The sequence below is a fragment of the Paraniabella hibiscisoli genome, assembly GCF_022512515.1.
GTDB classification, from domain to species: Bacteria; Bacteroidota; Bacteroidia; order Chitinophagales; family Chitinophagaceae; genus Niabella; species Niabella hibiscisoli.
Genome location: NZ_JAKWBK010000001.1, coordinates 3,671,455 through 3,687,692, shown reverse-complemented (window position 1 = coordinate 3,687,692; position 16,238 = coordinate 3,671,455). Strand labels below are relative to the sequence as shown.

The window sequence follows — 16,238 nt, the reverse complement described above, 5'->3', positions numbered from 1 at the left end:
AAAATTTGCCACACTGTCGAAAATGAATATTTTTAGTTTTCGAAAGAAGCTCAGGAACAATTTAAATTGGCCCGAAGCTGTCCTTCTTCTCCTCTAAATCTCGAACCAAACAATGCGCAAACAGCAGTATTTAAAAAATACATCCATACAAGGCAGCGGCTTAATAACTTTATCAATACAGGACTCACAACAGAACTTACGTTCGAGGAAACGAGGCGGGTACGCATTCTAAACGTGATGGCGATTCTGGGCCTTATCATTTCAACCACATTTGTTATTATTCATTTTCTCAATGGCCGTACTACATTGGGTATACTTAATGTAGTAACCATGATATCTACGGCGACCCTTTTAATTACCAATTATAAACACCACTACTATTTAGGTCAGTGGGTAATCAGCATTGCTTTAAGTAGTGTTTTTACTATTACCAGCTTATTGTATCATGACGGTATGGAATTCTACCTATTGCTTATAACCGCAGTTATCGTCACTATTATGAAAAGAACCTGGTTCCTGCGGGCTTTGTCGGTTATCAACTGCATTGTATTTCTCTTCCTGATAAAACGGGCCGGAGAATTTTATACACCGGCGCCAGGCAATATCTACTTTATCAATCTGCTATTGCTGGTAATGTTTTACTTTGTTTTCTTCAGGTATTCGGGGAAAATAAACCGGATGTACCTGGCCAATATTGAGGAAAGAAATGATCAACTACAGCAGCAGCAAACAAGATTGACCGAGCAAACACAAGAATTGGAGATCAGCAATCGAAAGCTGGCTGTGCTAAATAGTACTAAGGAAAAACTGTTTTCTATTCTGGCACATGACGTACGAAGTCCTATAGCCGGGTTAAAGGGCTCGTTAGATCTGCTTAATGAAAAAGCATTATCAAGAGAGACTTTTACCGAGCTTTCGCACGAACTATCATCACAGTTGAATCAGCTACAGGACAGCCTGGACAACTTACTTAAATGGAGCAACAGGCAAATGACGGGAATGGAACTGCAGCCACAAAAATACTGATTGAACCGTTAATAGCAGATACCATCGGGTTATTGCAATATAACCTGGCCAATAAAAATATCAATATCAATACGAATTTTGATGCAGGCACCATGATATATGCAGACCCGGATCATATTAAGCTGGTTATGCGAAATCTGATTTCGAACGCTATCAAATTCAGCTATGCGGGAAGCGAGATCGACCTGGTTGTGGAGAACAAAGATCCTTTTATCTATTTCTCTGTAATAGACAAAGGCATTGGCATGAAAAAAGAGGCAATAGACAAACTCTTCAATGAGGCAGCTGTAACCTCGCAAAGAGGTACATCTAACGAAAAAGGCACGGGCATGGGACTAAAGATCAGCCGGGAGTTTGCCGAAAAAACGGTGGAGAAATTTTAATGCAATGTGAACCCGGCGCAGGCTGCATCTTCACTTTAACGATACCGGTAGCAGTAGCCAGTCCCGCAGCAGTGGCGTAGATTACTGCAGATCTTCACCATCTCTTGTTTATGATAGACATTTCTATTCGGCCATCCCTACGAAGATCTGTCAACTGTAATCTATTAACCGTAATCCATTTTCATCCACTACAACACAATATTATTTTTCGGCACAATAGCTGCTGGCAGATTAACCTCATCCAGCATATCGCGCATATCAATTTCAATGGTGCGGCTTATTTGGGTAATGGGCACATCATTAGCACTTCCCTCAAAAGGGTTAACCGAACTTTCGCCTACTGTATCCAATGTGTGAAACGCCCATGTAATGGCTGCAGAAAAAGGTATATTAAGCCAGATAGAATGCCCTTCTAAAAACGTACCATCACCTAGTTTGTCAAACTCCCGCAGCAATGCAAGGGCACCAAAATAATAAAGATAAAAAGCAGGTAAGTAGCAATAGATGAAAAATTACGTGGATAAGGAAAGTTCTTAATGCGTTCTGCTTTACCTTGGTTATCCGTAAACTTCATCAATCCCTGTTGTAGCTGCGTCCATTGAAAATCATTGATAGTACCGTTGTTTTTCAAAACGGCCAGTTCTTCTGATTGGATAGCTGTTAATTGAGTTGCCCGATTCTTTTTAGAAAGAACATAGGTAAGTTCTTCCTGCGCCAGATAGCGGGCCAGCTCTACATCAACTTTTGTAAGTGTTTCAGGTATATCGTAATGTGAGGATCTGAAATTTGTATTTCGCTTCTCACTCATATTCTCCCATATCCTGGGCTCCCTTAGTTGGAAACGCAAAGCTGTAAGCCAGGCAAAATGACGGTAGAACATGCGCCTGACCACCAATGACTGCTTACCGCCCAGGGCATCACGAAGCGTGTAGGCAAAGCTCCTGCTATCGTTGATAATACCACCATAGATCTGGCGGGCTTCCCATAAGCGGTTATAGCTGGCATTATTCTTAAACCCAACAATAAAGGCCACGGCAGTACCAACAATAGCAGTGGGCTGCCAGGGCAATGTTAGAAATTTTAAACCCAGGTAATATAACAATGTTGGAACTGTGGCAAGGAATAACATCCAGTAAGTGTCCCTGCTGGTCCATTTCATAAATTCGATAGGAGTAAATCTTCTGCCTGCGTGCATATTAGCTTTATTATTTTTTTTACAGGCATCAAAAATAGAGCCTTCGCACCAAGGAATCAAGAATACGGTTATAAATCGGGAGCTTTCTTATGCGTATTATTTAAGATAGTCAAAAACATTGACCAACTTATACTTGGGGCTGCGTTGGAACCACATATTAAAGAAAGCTGTGTGCGTAGCGCCCATCAGAATAAATACCCGGTCATTTTTAGTAAGTGGGATTTGATTAATATTGGAGTACATCACCAGGTTGCGATGGTAAAACTTAGCTGCTTCTTCTGCCCCCTCCCATTTTCCGGGTGATGATATATGTGTAAGCATATCTGCATTAACATTCATCAGCATATCGAGATACTGGGGATGATTACAAATCTTAAGATTTTCCAATACAGTCATTTTTTCTTCGGGGTACATTGCTTCATATTTATTCACCATCTGCATATAAGCCCTGGCCGTTTTAGCATCGGGACTATTGGCTACCTTATTCCCGATCATGTAGTCATAGCCTTCTTTATAATCTACTCCATAAATGTGTCTGGTTTTACTTAACCTTCCAATTTCATAAGCCAGTAGTTCTATTTCAGAAGGATTCTTAAATTTCATACCAGGTGTTTGAAGGTATTGCTGGTATTCGGCTTGTAGCTTTTCGTTAAAACCGGGCGTCGTTTCTACAAGTATAACCGTTGGTTTGAATGCTGCAATCTTCCTGGCTATATCGTGTACCTGCTTCACATTATTCGCATCATGCTCATCAAATTCTGTCTTATTTGCATCGGTAGTAAAACCCATGTGAAAGCTACCCATATTCAATACAGCAATCGCGGTGTCGAATTTGGTAGTGGGCACCAGCGGCTTTAATTGCGCCCGGGACATCCCGTTTAATAACATGGCAATTATCGTAATGTAAATAGTTTTCATATAAATATTATTTTAAAAGGTGACTCGACCTACGGGACTATACCGCAGGTATCGCAAAATTTCATGGAAGCAGCCTGCTGTAAAAATTATTTCTGCAAACCCGGCTGATTTTTCTGCAAACCCGTTCGCACTGGAATCGGCTGAATAGTAATTTTACAATGGCAATATTCTAACAGGTTTATGACCCAGATCAGTACAGTTATGCAATACAAAAGTTCATTATCTATTCAAAAAGAAACACTACTACACATTATTCTGTGGCTGGTAGTTGCTTATTTTTCGTTGGTTAGCCCGGGCAAAGGCATATTGCTGAGCATGTTCCAGTTAACCTGGATCATAGTGCTGGTCGCTACTTTTTATTTTAATTACCTGGTAGTACTACCTCGTGTATTTAATAAGATCAATATACTAAAAGTAATAGCCGGTCTTTTAACAACTTACCTGTTCTTTATTTTCTTCAGGTACCTGGTAGAAGAGATAATCATGAGCTGGCTCTTTAATTCCAGCAACTACCCTGTTGATGTATCTCCCATACATTATGCTTACGACAATCTTTATTTTGGAAGTCAGCCAGTCGTGTTAAGCACTTTTTTCTGGCTCATTATCCGTAATATCCGTTTGGCCGATTACAACCGTTTTATTGCAGAAGAGCAGAAGGTAACAGAAATTAAATTTCTGAAAGCCCAGATTAACCCCCATTTTATTTTCAACACGTTGAATAATATTTACTCCATGGTTTATTTCAAATCAGAAGGTGCTTTACCGGCAGTAGCGCAATTAAGCAATATTATGCGGTTTACTACTTATCAATCGCAGAAAGACCGGATCCCCTTGTCAGATGAAATCAGCTATATCGAATCTTTAATTGAGCTGGAATCCTTAAGGCACGAAGTAACAGATTTTGTACAGTGGGAGTTACAAACAGAAGACCCGACGCTGTCCATTCCACCTTACATCTTGTCTCCCTTTGTAGAAAACGCGCTAAAACACGGACAAATATCGCCTGAAACACCGATCACCATTCATCTGAAAACCGAACAAGGATCCTTAAGCTTCTCTATTATCAATACCATAAATCATGCGCAAAAAGATAGCACAAGTGGCATTGGTATCGACAATGTAAAAAAGCGATTAGAAATTTATTATCCAAATCAACATCAATTAAACATCCAACAGCAAGGCCAGCAGTTTATTGTTCGTCTTCAAATTAAGCTATTATGAGCTCTGCGGTAAAATGCCTGATACTGGATGATGAACCCCTTGCAGTAAAGCTTGTAGCTGACTATGCCCGGCAACTATCGGAACTGGAAGTTGTATATGCAGGCACCCAGGTTTACCAGGCGATGCAAGTGCTCCAAAGCCAGCCCGTGGACCTGGTATTTATTGATATCCAGATGCCGGAACTGAGCGGAATGGAATTTATGCGGCACTTCAACCACCGGCATCATTTTATCATCACCTCTGCTTACCTGGAGTATGCTTTGAACGCTTTTGAATTCCAGGTAGTCGATTTCCTTTTAAAACCTATTGTGTTCAACCGCTTCAAACAAAGCATTGAAAAGTTTATACAATGGCGACTGAATTTTACCCGCGCCGCTGAAAGCGGGTATCTTATTGTGCGGGCAGACCGGCAATATCACCATATCGCTTTTGATAGCCTACTATACATTGAAGCACTTAAAGACTATATACGCATTCACACCAACGAAAAAGCTATTCTGGTTTGGGAAAATATGAAAGATATACTGGGCCGGCTACCATCTCAACAATTTCTACGCATTCACCGGTCTTATATTATTTCCACCCAACAAATAAAACTGATCGAGAGCAACCGCATACAACTAACAAATTCGAATTGGTTACCTATTGGTGAGACCTATCGAAAAATAGTGTCTGACTGGTTCTCCCCGTCAGCTTAACAAAAGATGTATGGGTTGATTAAAACGCTAAGTGTTAAATACCAGCTTTATTACATCATCTTTTTATACCTTCATCTCTGATCAATTTTTAATCAGATGCAGATAAGAAACGCCCGTTTAGAAGACCTTGATATCCTGTTACAATTTGAGCTAGGCATTATTGAAGCAGAACGTCCTTTTGATGCTACTATGAAAACGGAACATTTTCATTATTACGATATTAAGGAAATGCTTACACGTGATGATTGCGCCATCGTAGTGGCGGAAGAAGACGAGAAGCTGGTTGGAAGCGGCTCCGCCCGGGTTTTAGAGGGAAAAACTACAACACGTACACCTCCTATGTTTTTTAGGATTTATGTATGTGGATCCGGCATTTCGTGGTAAAGGCGTAAACAGCCAGGTCATCGATGCTTTGAAGCAATGGGCTAATAGTAAGGGTTTACAGGAAATTCGTCTACAGGTTTACAGTGAAAATGACAGCGCCATTAAGGCATATGAAAAAGTAGGCTTTAAACCTATCTTAACCGAAATGAGACTAACTTAGCCGTACTTTTAAGCACATCTCATGAAACAGCATACTACTAATTACTTTAACACTCTGATAGAAATAGCGGAGGACTGCCCGGTGGAGACAGCTGAAATACCTGCATTAAAAGATGATTCTAAAACGATAGCACGGCTTCAATACGAATTATTGGCTAAACATCCGTATAAATACAGTTCGGATGATGTGCTTTTCCAGGTATATGCGCAGCGAAATGATCTTACTAAGGCAGAATACAAATCTGCCCGGGAATTATTTTTTTCCAAAGGGCAACCTTGTTTTCGGGCCTCACCTTTAACCAAGCGTTATGGTTTTGGTGTGCATGCAGATGAAAATGGGAGGATCGCTCTTTATGGCGCAGAAACCGATCACTATAAGCAGTTATTAAAAGATGAAGCGATAAAAAAGTGAAGGCCATGCGTACTTCTAAAAAGTAACAAGGCCTTTTACCCGATCGATTATAGTGTAACTAAGTTATGTTGCTATAGTTCATTAGATGGTATACCTAAAGTATCTCCAGGGACTCCAGGAGCAATACCTGTCGCCTATCTTAGCTCTTACCCGCCATCTGCCTGGCTGGGCGCCAACAAAATTATGCGTAAAGCTGGTACCATGAATATCGTGGTAAACAGCAAAAGTCTTAAAAGATTGAGCAGCCCATTCACCTGATTTTACCGCACCAAAAGCATCTATTTCTATACTGTAGGTGGCCCCCGGTATTCCAACAGCGCCCCAGCTAAAATCTGTTTTACGTGGATAATTATTGAAAACTTTACCCTCCGCAGGTGTATTGAGTACAGGCACAGCGCCTTTTGACCAGGTAAGCGTTGGGTCGCCCAATATGCTCATACCATAAAACCATTGACGCTGCCATAGTTCATGCCGTTACCGCGGGCTTGCCACCAGCTCACCATGGCATCACCAATACATTTACCATCGCCAAGCGGCTTATAAAAGTCTGCAAAAAATAACATGGACCCTGTTTTAGTGCTGCCTATGGCAGTAAGGCCATTGGAGACTTCTCCCCGGCTTTGTCAAATATATACCAGCCTCCGATATATTCGCTTTCAGTAAAACGGCGCTGCTGCAACAAAACAGGTTATAGAAATGCGCATTAGTTGCTCTTTCATCCCTGAAATAACTATTATAGATCCATTCTTTAGAATTGGTAGACGGTATCCTGAATGAATGTACATGAGGTGATGAATGAGAGCATAACTGTACAAAAGAACGCAACTTATTTACTTCTGTTTTATACAGATCTGCATCTGTTGTATCAGGGTTAGTGAATTTGGTAATAAAAGAAGCAGGTACCATCTGGTCCATCTCGCAATCATCAAAATCTACCCAATCGTCTTCAACATAGGCAAGTGCGGAACGGGAATGCCCCAGCTGACCAATTCTGAACCGATGATTCCTTTCGAAATAATCATTGATCAGCGCAGCGTCGTTACCACTTTGCGTAGGCGTCCATATGCGGCCCAGCCATATTTCGGGAGTCATATCGCCCGAAACGGCATTAAACTTCCCATCGCTATCAGCGTCTGCCCAGTTACCATTGAGTGTAGTGTAATATAAATCGCAGGGAAATTCGGTATCAGCGCCATCAAAATCATCGGTCATTTCAAACCATGCGGGGCAACCGCACCTACCATAATAACGCCTACCCGGCTTTTTCCTTTGATATAGTTTTTGATATAAGAAGGTCCTCCTCCCCTTACCACATGAACCGTTGCCCAGTAGCCGTCTCTGGCCAGATCGAGCACAAAGCGCTCTACATTAATGCGGGTAGCTGCGTAAACATCTTTATGAACCATTATTAATACACGCCCTTTCAAAAAGCGAAACAAGCTATAAGAGTTGAGATAAGCCTCGTTGGAGTTGAACGAAGGACGGGGCATCTCCTCAATTAGCGGTAAAAACTGGTAATAATCTTTAAACTTTAAGCGATGTTCTGCATACGAATCGAACTTCTTATATAGCGGATCATTTAACTTCAGGTTACGTACATTCTTATAAGCATTGTTCAGCTTATAATGCCTGCCTATCGCCTGCATGTTGATCAGTGTATTGTCTTTTAAAACAGTAGCTGCGGTAAACTTGTTACTGGTAATAACACCATTTTTAACAGCAGACAGTGCATCTCCTGCTACCAACTCGGGCAGCTTTCTGGTGGCTCTTGTTGCTTTTGTACTTGCTGATGTTTTCTTTGCAGGCGACTTTGATTTTTTGGGTGCCGCTGCTTTTTGGGGAGCATTTTTCCTGGTGGCCATATCGGTATTTTTTGAATTATTAAAAACCAAAAATACCATCTGAAAGCACGGGGAAATTCCCGGTCACCTGTTTTAGTGAGCCAACTACAACTCAGGTAAAGGCGGCTACTCTTCTAATTTATCTTCTGCTTTCTCCCCGTTCTCAACAATATCACCAGGCTTAAACAGTACGTTTTTCATAACGATTCTCCAGTCTTCTTTTTTACGCAGCAGAAACTCCAGGTCCATTGCAAAATGTATAAACTCTTCTTTCTGCGCCTGCTTCATGATCTTTTTTGCTTCCCTGTCTTTCTCTACATGAATCCGCTGTTCGTACCAATCAATAGCTTCGGCTTCTTCTATTAACGACTGGATCATCCTTGCGAATGTTCTTACCGGTTGCGATAATTCTTCAGGCGGTTCGTGATACTGATCAAATCCCATAGTTTTCGATTTTGATGATTAATAAAAACATCAGACAATTATTAAGCCAATAGCAATTTGCAATCCAATCCTGGCCGGCTTTCGTATGTATCCATATGAGAACCTTTATTCTTTTGCATACCCTGTTTCTGTTGAGTTGCACAAAAACGCAGCAGTCAGATACTCAAAAAGGCAAAATCCAATTTAATTACCTGGCTTTAGGAGACTCGTATACCATTGGAGAAGGTGTTAGCCAGGCCGCATCGTTTCCTTACCAGCTTACTGTAAAGCACCAGGCAAATAACAAGGTCACCTCCGTTCCAAAAATAATTGCGCGCACCGGTTGGACAACGGATGAACTTCAGACAGCCATTAGCAAAGAAAATATTAATAAAAGTTTTGATTTGGTTACTTTACTGATCGGGGTTAATAATCAATACAGGGGTTACTCACCCGGTCAATATCGCGTAGAGTTCACCTCCCTGTTACAACAAGCCATAACATTTGCAAATGGCAACAAGGAAAAAGTATATGTGCTTTCCATACCAGATTGGGGAGTAACACCTTTTGGAAAAAACAGTGGTCGGTCGATTACAACCATTGCTACTGAGATAGACGCTTTCAATGCCATTAATAAAGATGTCACTTTAGCTCTCGGAGCTATCTATATTGATATAACAACCTCATCCAGAAAAGCAGCTGAAGACAGATCGCTGATTGCCAACGATGGTTTGCATCCATCGGAGAAAATGTATGCAGACTGGGTTAAGCTTATAACAGATTCTTTACAAAGTCAAACGCGCTAAAGCTACTGTTTGCTTTACATGATTTAAGTAATGAAGGCGCCCAAAAATGTGCGCGGCAATTGCTGGATCAAAAGAAAGACCCGATGCTGTTTTTGCCGTAAATGATCCTGCAGCCATTCACTTAATACTGGAAGCCCGTAAAAGAGGCATAACAATCGGCCGCGATTTAGGTGTAGTAGGCTTTAGTAACGACTCCCGCTCCGATGTCATTGATCCGCCCCTTACTACATTGGGGCAGCCTATCGGGAAAATGGCAGAATCTTGTATTCATCTGCTGGTTAATAAAATCGGAAACCCCGCCTTCACCATTCCCGCTTCCACTATTTTGAAGACGCAGTTAATTCAAAGAACATCATCTGTTCGTGGAGAAATATTATGACAGGATCTGAAAAAGTAAAACCACTCTTTGAGTAGAAGATAAATATTTCAATACAAGGATCAGGGCAATTTCAATTTACTTAGCCTTCGAATGGTTCAATACTCTTGACATCAATAAAAGAACGATGATTAGGTTTGGGACTTAGAGAGGTAATTACCTTCACTATCAATCATTTCTTCTTATTCATCGAAAAGCCAGCCATGGCCACTATCACCAATACTATAATAATAAACTCAAGCATGCCATAAAAATAGGTTAATGTAGTTTGTTGCTGGCATCCGGACCGGCTTTTCTTTTCGCCAACCAGTTAAAGAGGAAAAAGAAAATTTCCCGCGAGAGTTATTTCCCGGATGATTCCGGAATCTGTATTCAATTTTGATGATCTGTTAAAAGCGATCGTCCAAGTCAAAAATTTACGATTATGCTGCTACATCTAAAATTCGTCCCCGTATTGATATTAATTTTTTACATTATATTAAATATAGCTCATCCAAAGAAGTTCCAGCTCCCCAACAATGATGGTTCTGTAAATACGCAAACACAGCGTTGGCAGCTTCTTAACAAAACGGATTATTTCACCAAAATGAGAATTTACTTTGCCTGATTCAACCACCTGCGTCCCTCAGATCTAACCGATCTCTAACCCCAGGCAAGGGCTGGATTCTGTTTATCAATGCTCTCAATAGCCCTATTAATAAAATTTATACAATTGCTACCCGCCTCATTTATACTTTTTAGTACAAATAACCTACCTTTGCCGGATGAACACAGATACAGACCAATTAATAAAACCCGAAACCACAGAGGTTGAGTTTGATCCGATAGAAAGCCATGTAAACAGCGAATATAAATATGGTTTTGTAACAGAAATTGAATCAGAATCTGCCCCCAAAGGGTTAAGTGAAGATATTGTACGTTTTATTTCAGCAAAGAAAAATGAACCGGAATGGATGTTGGAGTGGCGGTTGAAAGCCTACGCTCAGTGGCTTAAAATGAAGGAGCCTAACTGGGCTAATGTTACTTTCCCACCCATCAATTACCAGGATGTGATTTATTATTCTGCGCCCAAGCAAAAGGTAAAGCCTAATAGCCTGGACGAAGTAGATCCGGAGTTGATCAAAACTTTTGAAAAACTAGGTATTTCCCTGGCAGAACAAAAACGCCTCACTGGTGTCGCTGTGGACGCGGTTATTGATAGCATCTCAATCGGTACTTCTTTCAAGGAACAACTGGGTGAATTAGGTATTATTTTCTGCTCTATGAGCGAGGCCATACAGGAACACCCAGAACTGGTTCGACAGTATTTAGGTAGTGTTGTACCCGTTACCGATAATTACTTTTCTGCTTTGAATTCAGCAGTATTTAGCGATGGTTCATTTTGCTTTATTCCCAAAGGCGTTCGCAGTCCAATGGAGCTTTCTACCTATTTCCGCATCAATGCTGAAAATACAGGTCAGTTTGAGCGTACGCTAATTGTAGCAGAAGAGGGTGCTTATGTAAGTTACCTGGAGGGATGTACAGCCCCAATGAGAGATGAAAATCAATTACATGCAGCAGTTGTCGAAATTATTGCTTTAGATAATGCAGAAGTAAAATATTCTACTGTTCAGAACTGGTATCCCGGCGATAAAGATGGAAAAGGTGGTATTTACAACTTTGTTACCAAACGGGGTATTTGTAAAGGCGTTAACTCCAAAATAAGCTGGACTCAGGTAGAAACAGGATCTTCTATTACCTGGAAATACCCAAGTGTAATTCTTCAGGGTGATAACTCTATCGGTGAATTCTATTCCGTGGCAGTTACTAATAATCGCCAACAGGCTGATACAGGAACGAAAATGTTGCATATCGGGAAAAATACGAGAAGCCGTATTGTAAGTAAAGGTATATCAGCAGGTTACAGCAATAACAGCTATAGAGGTTTAGTAAGAGTAGGTAAAAATGCATCTAATGCACGTAACTTCTCCCAGTGCGATTCTTTATTGCTGGGTGACAAGTGTGGTGCACATACGTTCCCATATATTGAGGTAAAAAATAGCACGGGTATGGTTGAGCATGAAGCTACTACTTCGAAAATTGGTGAAGACCAGATCTTCTATTGTAACCAGCGCGGTATTGATACTGAAACAGCTGTTGCTTTGATCATTAATGGTTTTGCAAAAGAAGTGATGAATCAATTACCAATGGAATTTGCAGTTGAAGCTCAGAAATTATTGGCAATCAGCCTGGAAGGAAGTGTAGGTTAATATAAATTTAATATATCGCCACCAATCAATCTAAAATAAAAATTTACAAATAAGTTATAAAATGCTGAAGATAAACAACCTGAGAGCAGGTATTGAAGATAGAGAAATATTAAAAGGAATTAATTTACAAATAAACCCCGGTGAAGTACACGCTATTATGGGACCTAACGGTTCGGGTAAAAGCACCCTGGCTTCTGTATTAGCTGGTAAAGCAGACTATGAAGTATTAGGTGGATCGGTAGAGTTTCTGGGAAAAGACCTTTTAGAACTGGCTCCTGAAGAGCGTGCGGGCGAAGGTGTATTCCTTAGTTTTCAATATCCTGTTGAAATTCCAGGTTTGAGTACTACCAACTTCATGAAAACGGCCGTAAACGAAGTACGCAAATATCGTGGCGAAGAAGAATTGGACGCTGTTTCTTTCCTTAAAAAAATGAAAGAGAAAATGGCTTTGGTAGAAATTGACCAGGTAATGCTGAGCCGTTCTCTAAATGAAGGTTTCTCCGGCGGTGAGAAAAAACGTAATGAGATCTTCCAAATGGCCATGCTGGAGCCTAAATTAGCCATACTGGATGAAACAGATTCAGGTCTGGATATTGATGCGATCAGGATTGTTGCAAACGGCGTAAACAAATTACGTACTGCTGAAAACGGTATCCTGGTAATTACTCACTATCAGCGTTTATTAGATTATATCGTTCCCGATTTCGTACATGTACTGTATAATGGCCAGATCGTAAAATCGGGTACTAAAGAACTAGCTTACGAGCTGGAAGAAAAAGGATACGATTTTATTAAGAGCGCGCTGGTTTAAAAATAAAAACATGGCTTACCCGGCATTAAAACCCATTAGTCCTGAGGTTTATCTCGCGGAAGAGCGAAGATCCTCGACCAAGCACCATTACTTTAATGGTGACGTGGTAGCTATGGCCGGTGCAAGCATTGCTCACAATACTATTGTATCGAATTTGATAAGAGAAGTTGGCGTTTTTTTAAAAGAAAAAGACTGTAATATTTTCCCCAGCGACCTTAGAGTTAGCATTCCCTCGGCGGCAACATACACCTACCCGGATGCTACGATTATTTGTGGTTCACCTGAAGTAACAGACGAACAGCGTGACACTGTAAAAAACCCTACGGTTATTTTTGAGGTTTTATCAGAAACTACCCGTGAATACGATACGAGTAAAAAGTTCCTATTTTACCAACGCATTCCGTCTCTTAAAGAGTACATATTAATAGACAGTACACTGCAATCGGTAGTAATATACCGCAGACAGGAGGATGAATTGTGGAATATTGCAGTTACGGAAGGAGCAGAAGGCAGTTTAAAAATATCGTCAATTGGATTTTCTCTTTCTTTCAAAGAGCTCTACAGCAATGTAACGTTGCGTACTATATAACAAATCTCATATTAGCAAACAATATTAATGGATACAATTACTTATTTTAAAGAACGTTTTGAACAGCTTCAGGCAAATCCTGTAGATACTCATATTAAGGCTATGAGAGATGAAGCGTTCTCCGAATTTGAACAAACAGGCATTCCTACGGTAAAGCATGAGGAATGGAAATATACACGTATTAATGATTTCTTTGGGAAAGACTATCACTTTACGACAGATCTGAAGGAGCAATCATTTACAGCCGCAGACCTGGAAAAGCTACAATTGCCGGGTCACGAAGAAGCCAACCTGATTGTCTTTATCAACGGGCATTTTCATCCCGAGCTATCGCATACGAGATCTGAAGAATTAGAAATCACGTCACTGCAGGCAGCGGCCTCTCATACTCAATATGGTGCTATTGTAAAAGAGCATTTGGGACATAGCGCCTCTTATCACAAAGATGGCATCAACGCTTTAAATACAGCATTTATACAGGAAGGTGTGTTTGTACATGTGTTTAAAAGCAAAGCTGCCAGTCACCCTATTTACCTTTATAATATTACAGATGCCCGCAACGGCAATATTTTTGCCCAGCCAAGAAGTCTGGTACATGTTGCCCAAAATGCACAGGTGCAGATCGTAGAAACATTTCTAACTATTGGTGCCGACGAGAGTTTTACCAACCAGGTTATCGAATTAGTGGTAGAAAAAGATGCGATCCTGGATTTGTATAAAATTCAGAATGATGAGGCAAACTCTAAAGTGGTAAGTACTACGCATGTACACCAGGTAGGTAAAAGTGTGGCCAACGTTGTTACCGTTTCTCTGAATGGAGGCCTTATTCGTAATAACCTCAACATGGTTATGTCTGCAGAGCATTGCGAAGCTAACATGTTTGGATTATACCTGGGAGACCAGCAAACGCATATCGACAACCACACAGTGGTAGATAATCGCCAGCCTCATTGCCTGAGCAATGAATTATACAAAGGCGTATTGAATGGTAATTCAACCGGAGTTTTCAACGGTAAAATATTTGTACGCCAAATCGCGCAGAAAACAAATGCTTACCAAAGTAACCGTAATATATTATTGTCTGACAACGCCAGCGTTAATACCAAACCTCAGTTGGAAATTTTTGCAGACGATGTAAAATGTTCACATGGTTGTACGGTAGGTAGCCTGGATGAAGATGCCCTTTTCTATATGCGCTCTCGCGGCATCGAAGAAAAAACAGCTACGGCTCTCCTGCTCCATGGCTTCGCATTAGATGTATTAGAAAAGATCAGGCACGAAAATGTAAGAACGTTCGTGGAGAAATTGGTAGTAAAGAAACTGGATTTATAACTTTTTTGTCATTAAACGAAGCTGAGAAATCTAATTATTTCTTAATGTTACTTTAATGACATTACAACCCGGGTCATTATGGAAACAGCAACTATAAATGCAACACATACTTTCGATGTAGCGGCTATCCGGAAAGACTTCCCTATTCTTCGCCGGGAAGTAAAGGGACACCCCTTGGTATACTTCGATAATGCCGCTACTTCTCAAAAACCGCAATCGGTTATCGATGCGCTGGTTCATTATTATAGCTTTAATAATGCCAACGTTCACCGCGGTATACATTCATTAGCAGAAGAGGCAACCGCAGATTTTGAGGCAACCAGAGATACCGTTAAGAATTTCATTAATGCAAGTTCACGAGAGGAGATTATTTACACCCGTGGCACTACAGAAAGTATCAACCTGGTAGCGTACACCTGGGCAAGGCAAAATCTGAAACAAGGAGATGAATTGATTATATCTGGAATGGAGCATCATTCCAATATTGTTCCCTGGCAAATTATATGCGAACAGAATAAAGCGAAACTAAAGGTAATTCCAGTTAACGATAACGGCGAATTACTCATAGATGAGTATAAAGCGCTGTTGAATGATCGCACCAGGCTGGTAGCTGTAAACCATGTATCCAATGCCATGGGAACGGTAAACCCGGTGAAAGAGATTATTAACCTGGCACATAAACATGGCGCTGTAGTATTGATCGATGGTGCACAAAGCGCCATGCACCTGGATATTGATGTACAGGAGCTTGACTGTGACTTCTTCGCTTTCTCCTCGCACAAGCTATTAGGCCCTACAGGTATGGGTATTTTATACGGCAAAAAGACCTGTTGAACGCTATGCCGGTATTTGCAGGTGGTGGTGAAATGATTAAAGAAGTAACATTCGAAAAGACCACTTACAACGAACTACCTTATAAATTTGAAGCAGGCACACCCAATATTGCCGATGCCATTGCTTTAAAACCGGCCATTGATTATATTAATAAGATCGGTAAAAGCAATATCCGTAAGCACGAAGACCTGTTGTTAAACTACGCAACCGAAAAGCTACGTGCTATTGAAGGGCTGCAAATCATTGGTGATAACGATCATAAAGTAAGCGTCCTATCTTTTGTTATCAGCGGTGTTCACCCGCAAGATATAGGCATACTTTTGGATAATAAAGGCATCGCAGTAAGAACAGGACATCATTGCGCTGAACCCCTAATGAACCGGTTTTGCATACCAGGTACTATACGTGCTTCTTTTGCTTTGTATAATACGATAGAAGAGGTAGACAAACTAATAGAAGGATTAAACAGAGCCGTGAAAGTATTAAGATAAGTATCCAGGTGAATGTTTAAAGTATTTATCATCTTGATTTTAGCCGTCATTCCTGTCAAAGGTTGGGCCCAGTTAAATAATTTAGACAAA

General features: G+C 40.7%; 21 protein-coding genes and 1 pseudogene. 14 read left to right on the top strand and 8 right to left on the bottom strand.

Annotated elements, in window-relative coordinates:
- Window positions 1–66 precede the first annotated feature (66 nt).
- Window positions 67–1,026: a histidine kinase dimerization/phospho-acceptor domain-containing protein gene (locus MKP07_RS22955; protein ID WP_240849407.1), complete on the top strand. Its 960-nt coding sequence runs from the start codon at window positions 67–69 to the stop codon at window positions 1,024–1,026.
- Window positions 975–1,409 (top strand): sensor histidine kinase, encoded by a 435-nt coding sequence (locus MKP07_RS22950; RefSeq protein ID WP_240849406.1) that lies wholly within the window; start codon window positions 975–977, stop codon window positions 1,407–1,409. Before MKP07_RS22955 ends, MKP07_RS22950 begins: the two co-directional genes overlap by 52 nt.
- Before the next feature lie 188 nt (window positions 1,410–1,597).
- On the opposite strand, the gene MKP07_RS22945 is transcribed toward MKP07_RS22950, so the two are convergent.
- From MKP07_RS22945 to MKP07_RS22935, 3 genes are all read right to left on the bottom strand, one after another.
- Window positions 1,598–1,864 carry a bestrophin family protein gene (locus MKP07_RS22945; RefSeq protein WP_240849405.1) on the bottom strand — a complete coding sequence of 89 codons (267 nt, stop codon included), beginning with the start codon at window positions 1,862–1,864 and terminating at the stop codon, window positions 1,598–1,600.
- Window positions 1,840–2,604: a bestrophin family protein gene (locus MKP07_RS22940; protein WP_240849404.1), complete on the bottom strand. Its 765-nt coding sequence runs from the start codon at window positions 2,602–2,604 to the stop codon at window positions 1,840–1,842. Before MKP07_RS22940 ends, MKP07_RS22945 begins: the two co-directional genes overlap by 25 nt.
- 96 nt (window positions 2,605–2,700) lie before the next feature.
- Window positions 2,701–3,522 carry a DUF5694 domain-containing protein gene (locus tag MKP07_RS22935; RefSeq protein ID WP_240849403.1) on the bottom strand — a complete coding sequence of 274 codons (822 nt, stop codon included), beginning with the start codon at window positions 3,520–3,522 and terminating at the stop codon, window positions 2,701–2,703.
- A 180-nt stretch (window positions 3,523–3,702) separates the two neighbouring features.
- On the opposite strand from MKP07_RS22935, the gene MKP07_RS22930 reads away from it, so the two are divergent.
- The 5 genes from MKP07_RS22930 (at window position 3,703) to MKP07_RS22910 (ending at window position 6,396) form a co-directional block, all read left to right on the top strand.
- Window positions 3,703–4,743 (top strand): sensor histidine kinase, encoded by a 1,041-nt coding sequence (locus MKP07_RS22930; RefSeq protein WP_240849402.1) that lies wholly within the window; start codon window positions 3,703–3,705, stop codon window positions 4,741–4,743.
- A complete protein-coding gene (locus MKP07_RS22925) occupies window positions 4,740–5,441 on the top strand; it encodes a LytR/AlgR family response regulator transcription factor (RefSeq protein ID WP_240849401.1) in 702 nt (233 codons plus the stop codon). The genes MKP07_RS22930 and MKP07_RS22925 overlap by 4 nt, the downstream gene beginning before the upstream one ends.
- Before the next feature lie 96 nt (window positions 5,442–5,537).
- The gene (locus MKP07_RS22920) at window positions 5,538–5,825 is read left to right on the top strand and encodes a hypothetical protein (RefSeq protein WP_240849400.1); all 288 of its coding nucleotides are present in this window, start codon (window positions 5,538–5,540) and stop codon (window positions 5,823–5,825) included.
- A complete protein-coding gene (locus MKP07_RS22915) occupies window positions 5,803–5,985 on the top strand; it encodes a GNAT family N-acetyltransferase (RefSeq protein ID WP_240849398.1) in 183 nt (60 codons plus the stop codon). The genes MKP07_RS22920 and MKP07_RS22915 overlap by 23 nt, the downstream gene beginning before the upstream one ends.
- Window positions 5,986–6,006: 21 nt before the next feature.
- On the top strand, window positions 6,007–6,396 hold the full coding sequence (locus tag MKP07_RS22910) for a DUF6157 family protein (protein ID WP_240849397.1): 390 nt from the start codon (window positions 6,007–6,009) through the stop codon (window positions 6,394–6,396).
- An 81-nt stretch (window positions 6,397–6,477) separates the two neighbouring features.
- On the opposite strand, the gene MKP07_RS22905 is transcribed toward MKP07_RS22910, so the two are convergent.
- The 5 genes from MKP07_RS22905 to MKP07_RS22890 form a co-directional block, all read right to left on the bottom strand.
- Window positions 6,478–6,834 (bottom strand): hypothetical protein, encoded by a 357-nt coding sequence (locus tag MKP07_RS22905; protein ID WP_240849394.1) that lies wholly within the window; start codon window positions 6,832–6,834, stop codon window positions 6,478–6,480.
- On the bottom strand, window positions 6,831–6,959 hold the full coding sequence (locus tag MKP07_RS39320) for a hypothetical protein (protein ID WP_262919431.1): 129 nt from the start codon (window positions 6,957–6,959) through the stop codon (window positions 6,831–6,833). The genes MKP07_RS22905 and MKP07_RS39320 overlap by 4 nt, the downstream gene beginning before the upstream one ends.
- A 10-nt stretch (window positions 6,960–6,969) precedes the next feature.
- Window positions 6,970–7,608, bottom strand: a complete 639-nt coding sequence (locus MKP07_RS22900) for a C25 family cysteine peptidase (RefSeq protein ID WP_240849392.1) — start codon at window positions 7,606–7,608, stop codon at window positions 6,970–6,972.
- The gene (locus MKP07_RS22895) at window positions 7,605–8,258 is read right to left on the bottom strand and encodes a hypothetical protein (protein WP_240849390.1); all 654 of its coding nucleotides are present in this window, start codon (window positions 8,256–8,258) and stop codon (window positions 7,605–7,607) included. The genes MKP07_RS22900 and MKP07_RS22895 overlap by 4 nt, the downstream gene beginning before the upstream one ends.
- 105 nt (window positions 8,259–8,363) lie before the next feature.
- On the bottom strand, window positions 8,364–8,681 hold the full coding sequence (locus tag MKP07_RS22890; protein ID WP_240849388.1) for a ferritin family protein: 318 nt from the start codon (window positions 8,679–8,681) through the stop codon (window positions 8,364–8,366).
- Between the two features lie 131 nt (window positions 8,682–8,812).
- Here MKP07_RS22890 and MKP07_RS22885 point away from each other — a divergent pair, with 131 nt between their 5' ends.
- The 7 genes and pseudogenes from MKP07_RS22885 (at window position 8,813) to MKP07_RS42865 (ending at window position 16,148) form a co-directional block, all read left to right on the top strand.
- Window positions 8,813–9,466 carry an SGNH/GDSL hydrolase family protein gene (locus tag MKP07_RS22885; protein WP_240849386.1) on the top strand — a complete coding sequence of 218 codons (654 nt, stop codon included), beginning with the start codon at window positions 8,813–8,815 and terminating at the stop codon, window positions 9,464–9,466.
- 46 nt (window positions 9,467–9,512) lie between these two features.
- Window positions 9,513–9,845, top strand: a complete 333-nt coding sequence (locus MKP07_RS22880; RefSeq protein ID WP_240849384.1) for a substrate-binding domain-containing protein — start codon at window positions 9,513–9,515, stop codon at window positions 9,843–9,845.
- Between the two features lie 761 nt (window positions 9,846–10,606).
- Window positions 10,607–12,091, top strand: coding sequence for a Fe-S cluster assembly protein SufB (gene sufB, locus MKP07_RS22875; protein WP_240849383.1), 1,485 nt, complete (start codon window positions 10,607–10,609; stop codon window positions 12,089–12,091).
- A gap of 61 nt (window positions 12,092–12,152) precedes the next feature.
- Window positions 12,153–12,902: a Fe-S cluster assembly ATPase SufC gene (sufC, locus tag MKP07_RS22870; RefSeq protein ID WP_240849381.1), complete on the top strand. Its 750-nt coding sequence runs from the start codon at window positions 12,153–12,155 to the stop codon at window positions 12,900–12,902.
- Between the two features lie 10 nt (window positions 12,903–12,912).
- Entirely contained in the window at window positions 12,913–13,491 is a 579-nt protein-coding gene (locus tag MKP07_RS22865) for a Uma2 family endonuclease (protein ID WP_240849379.1), read from the top strand.
- A gap of 27 nt (window positions 13,492–13,518) precedes the next feature.
- Entirely contained in the window at window positions 13,519–14,823 is a 1,305-nt protein-coding gene (gene sufD / locus MKP07_RS22860) for a Fe-S cluster assembly protein SufD (protein WP_240849378.1), read from the top strand.
- 78 nt (window positions 14,824–14,901) lie between these two features.
- Window positions 14,902–16,148 (top strand): annotated as a pseudogene (locus MKP07_RS42865) (SufS family cysteine desulfurase).
- The last annotated feature ends 90 nt before the right edge of the window (window positions 16,149–16,238 follow it).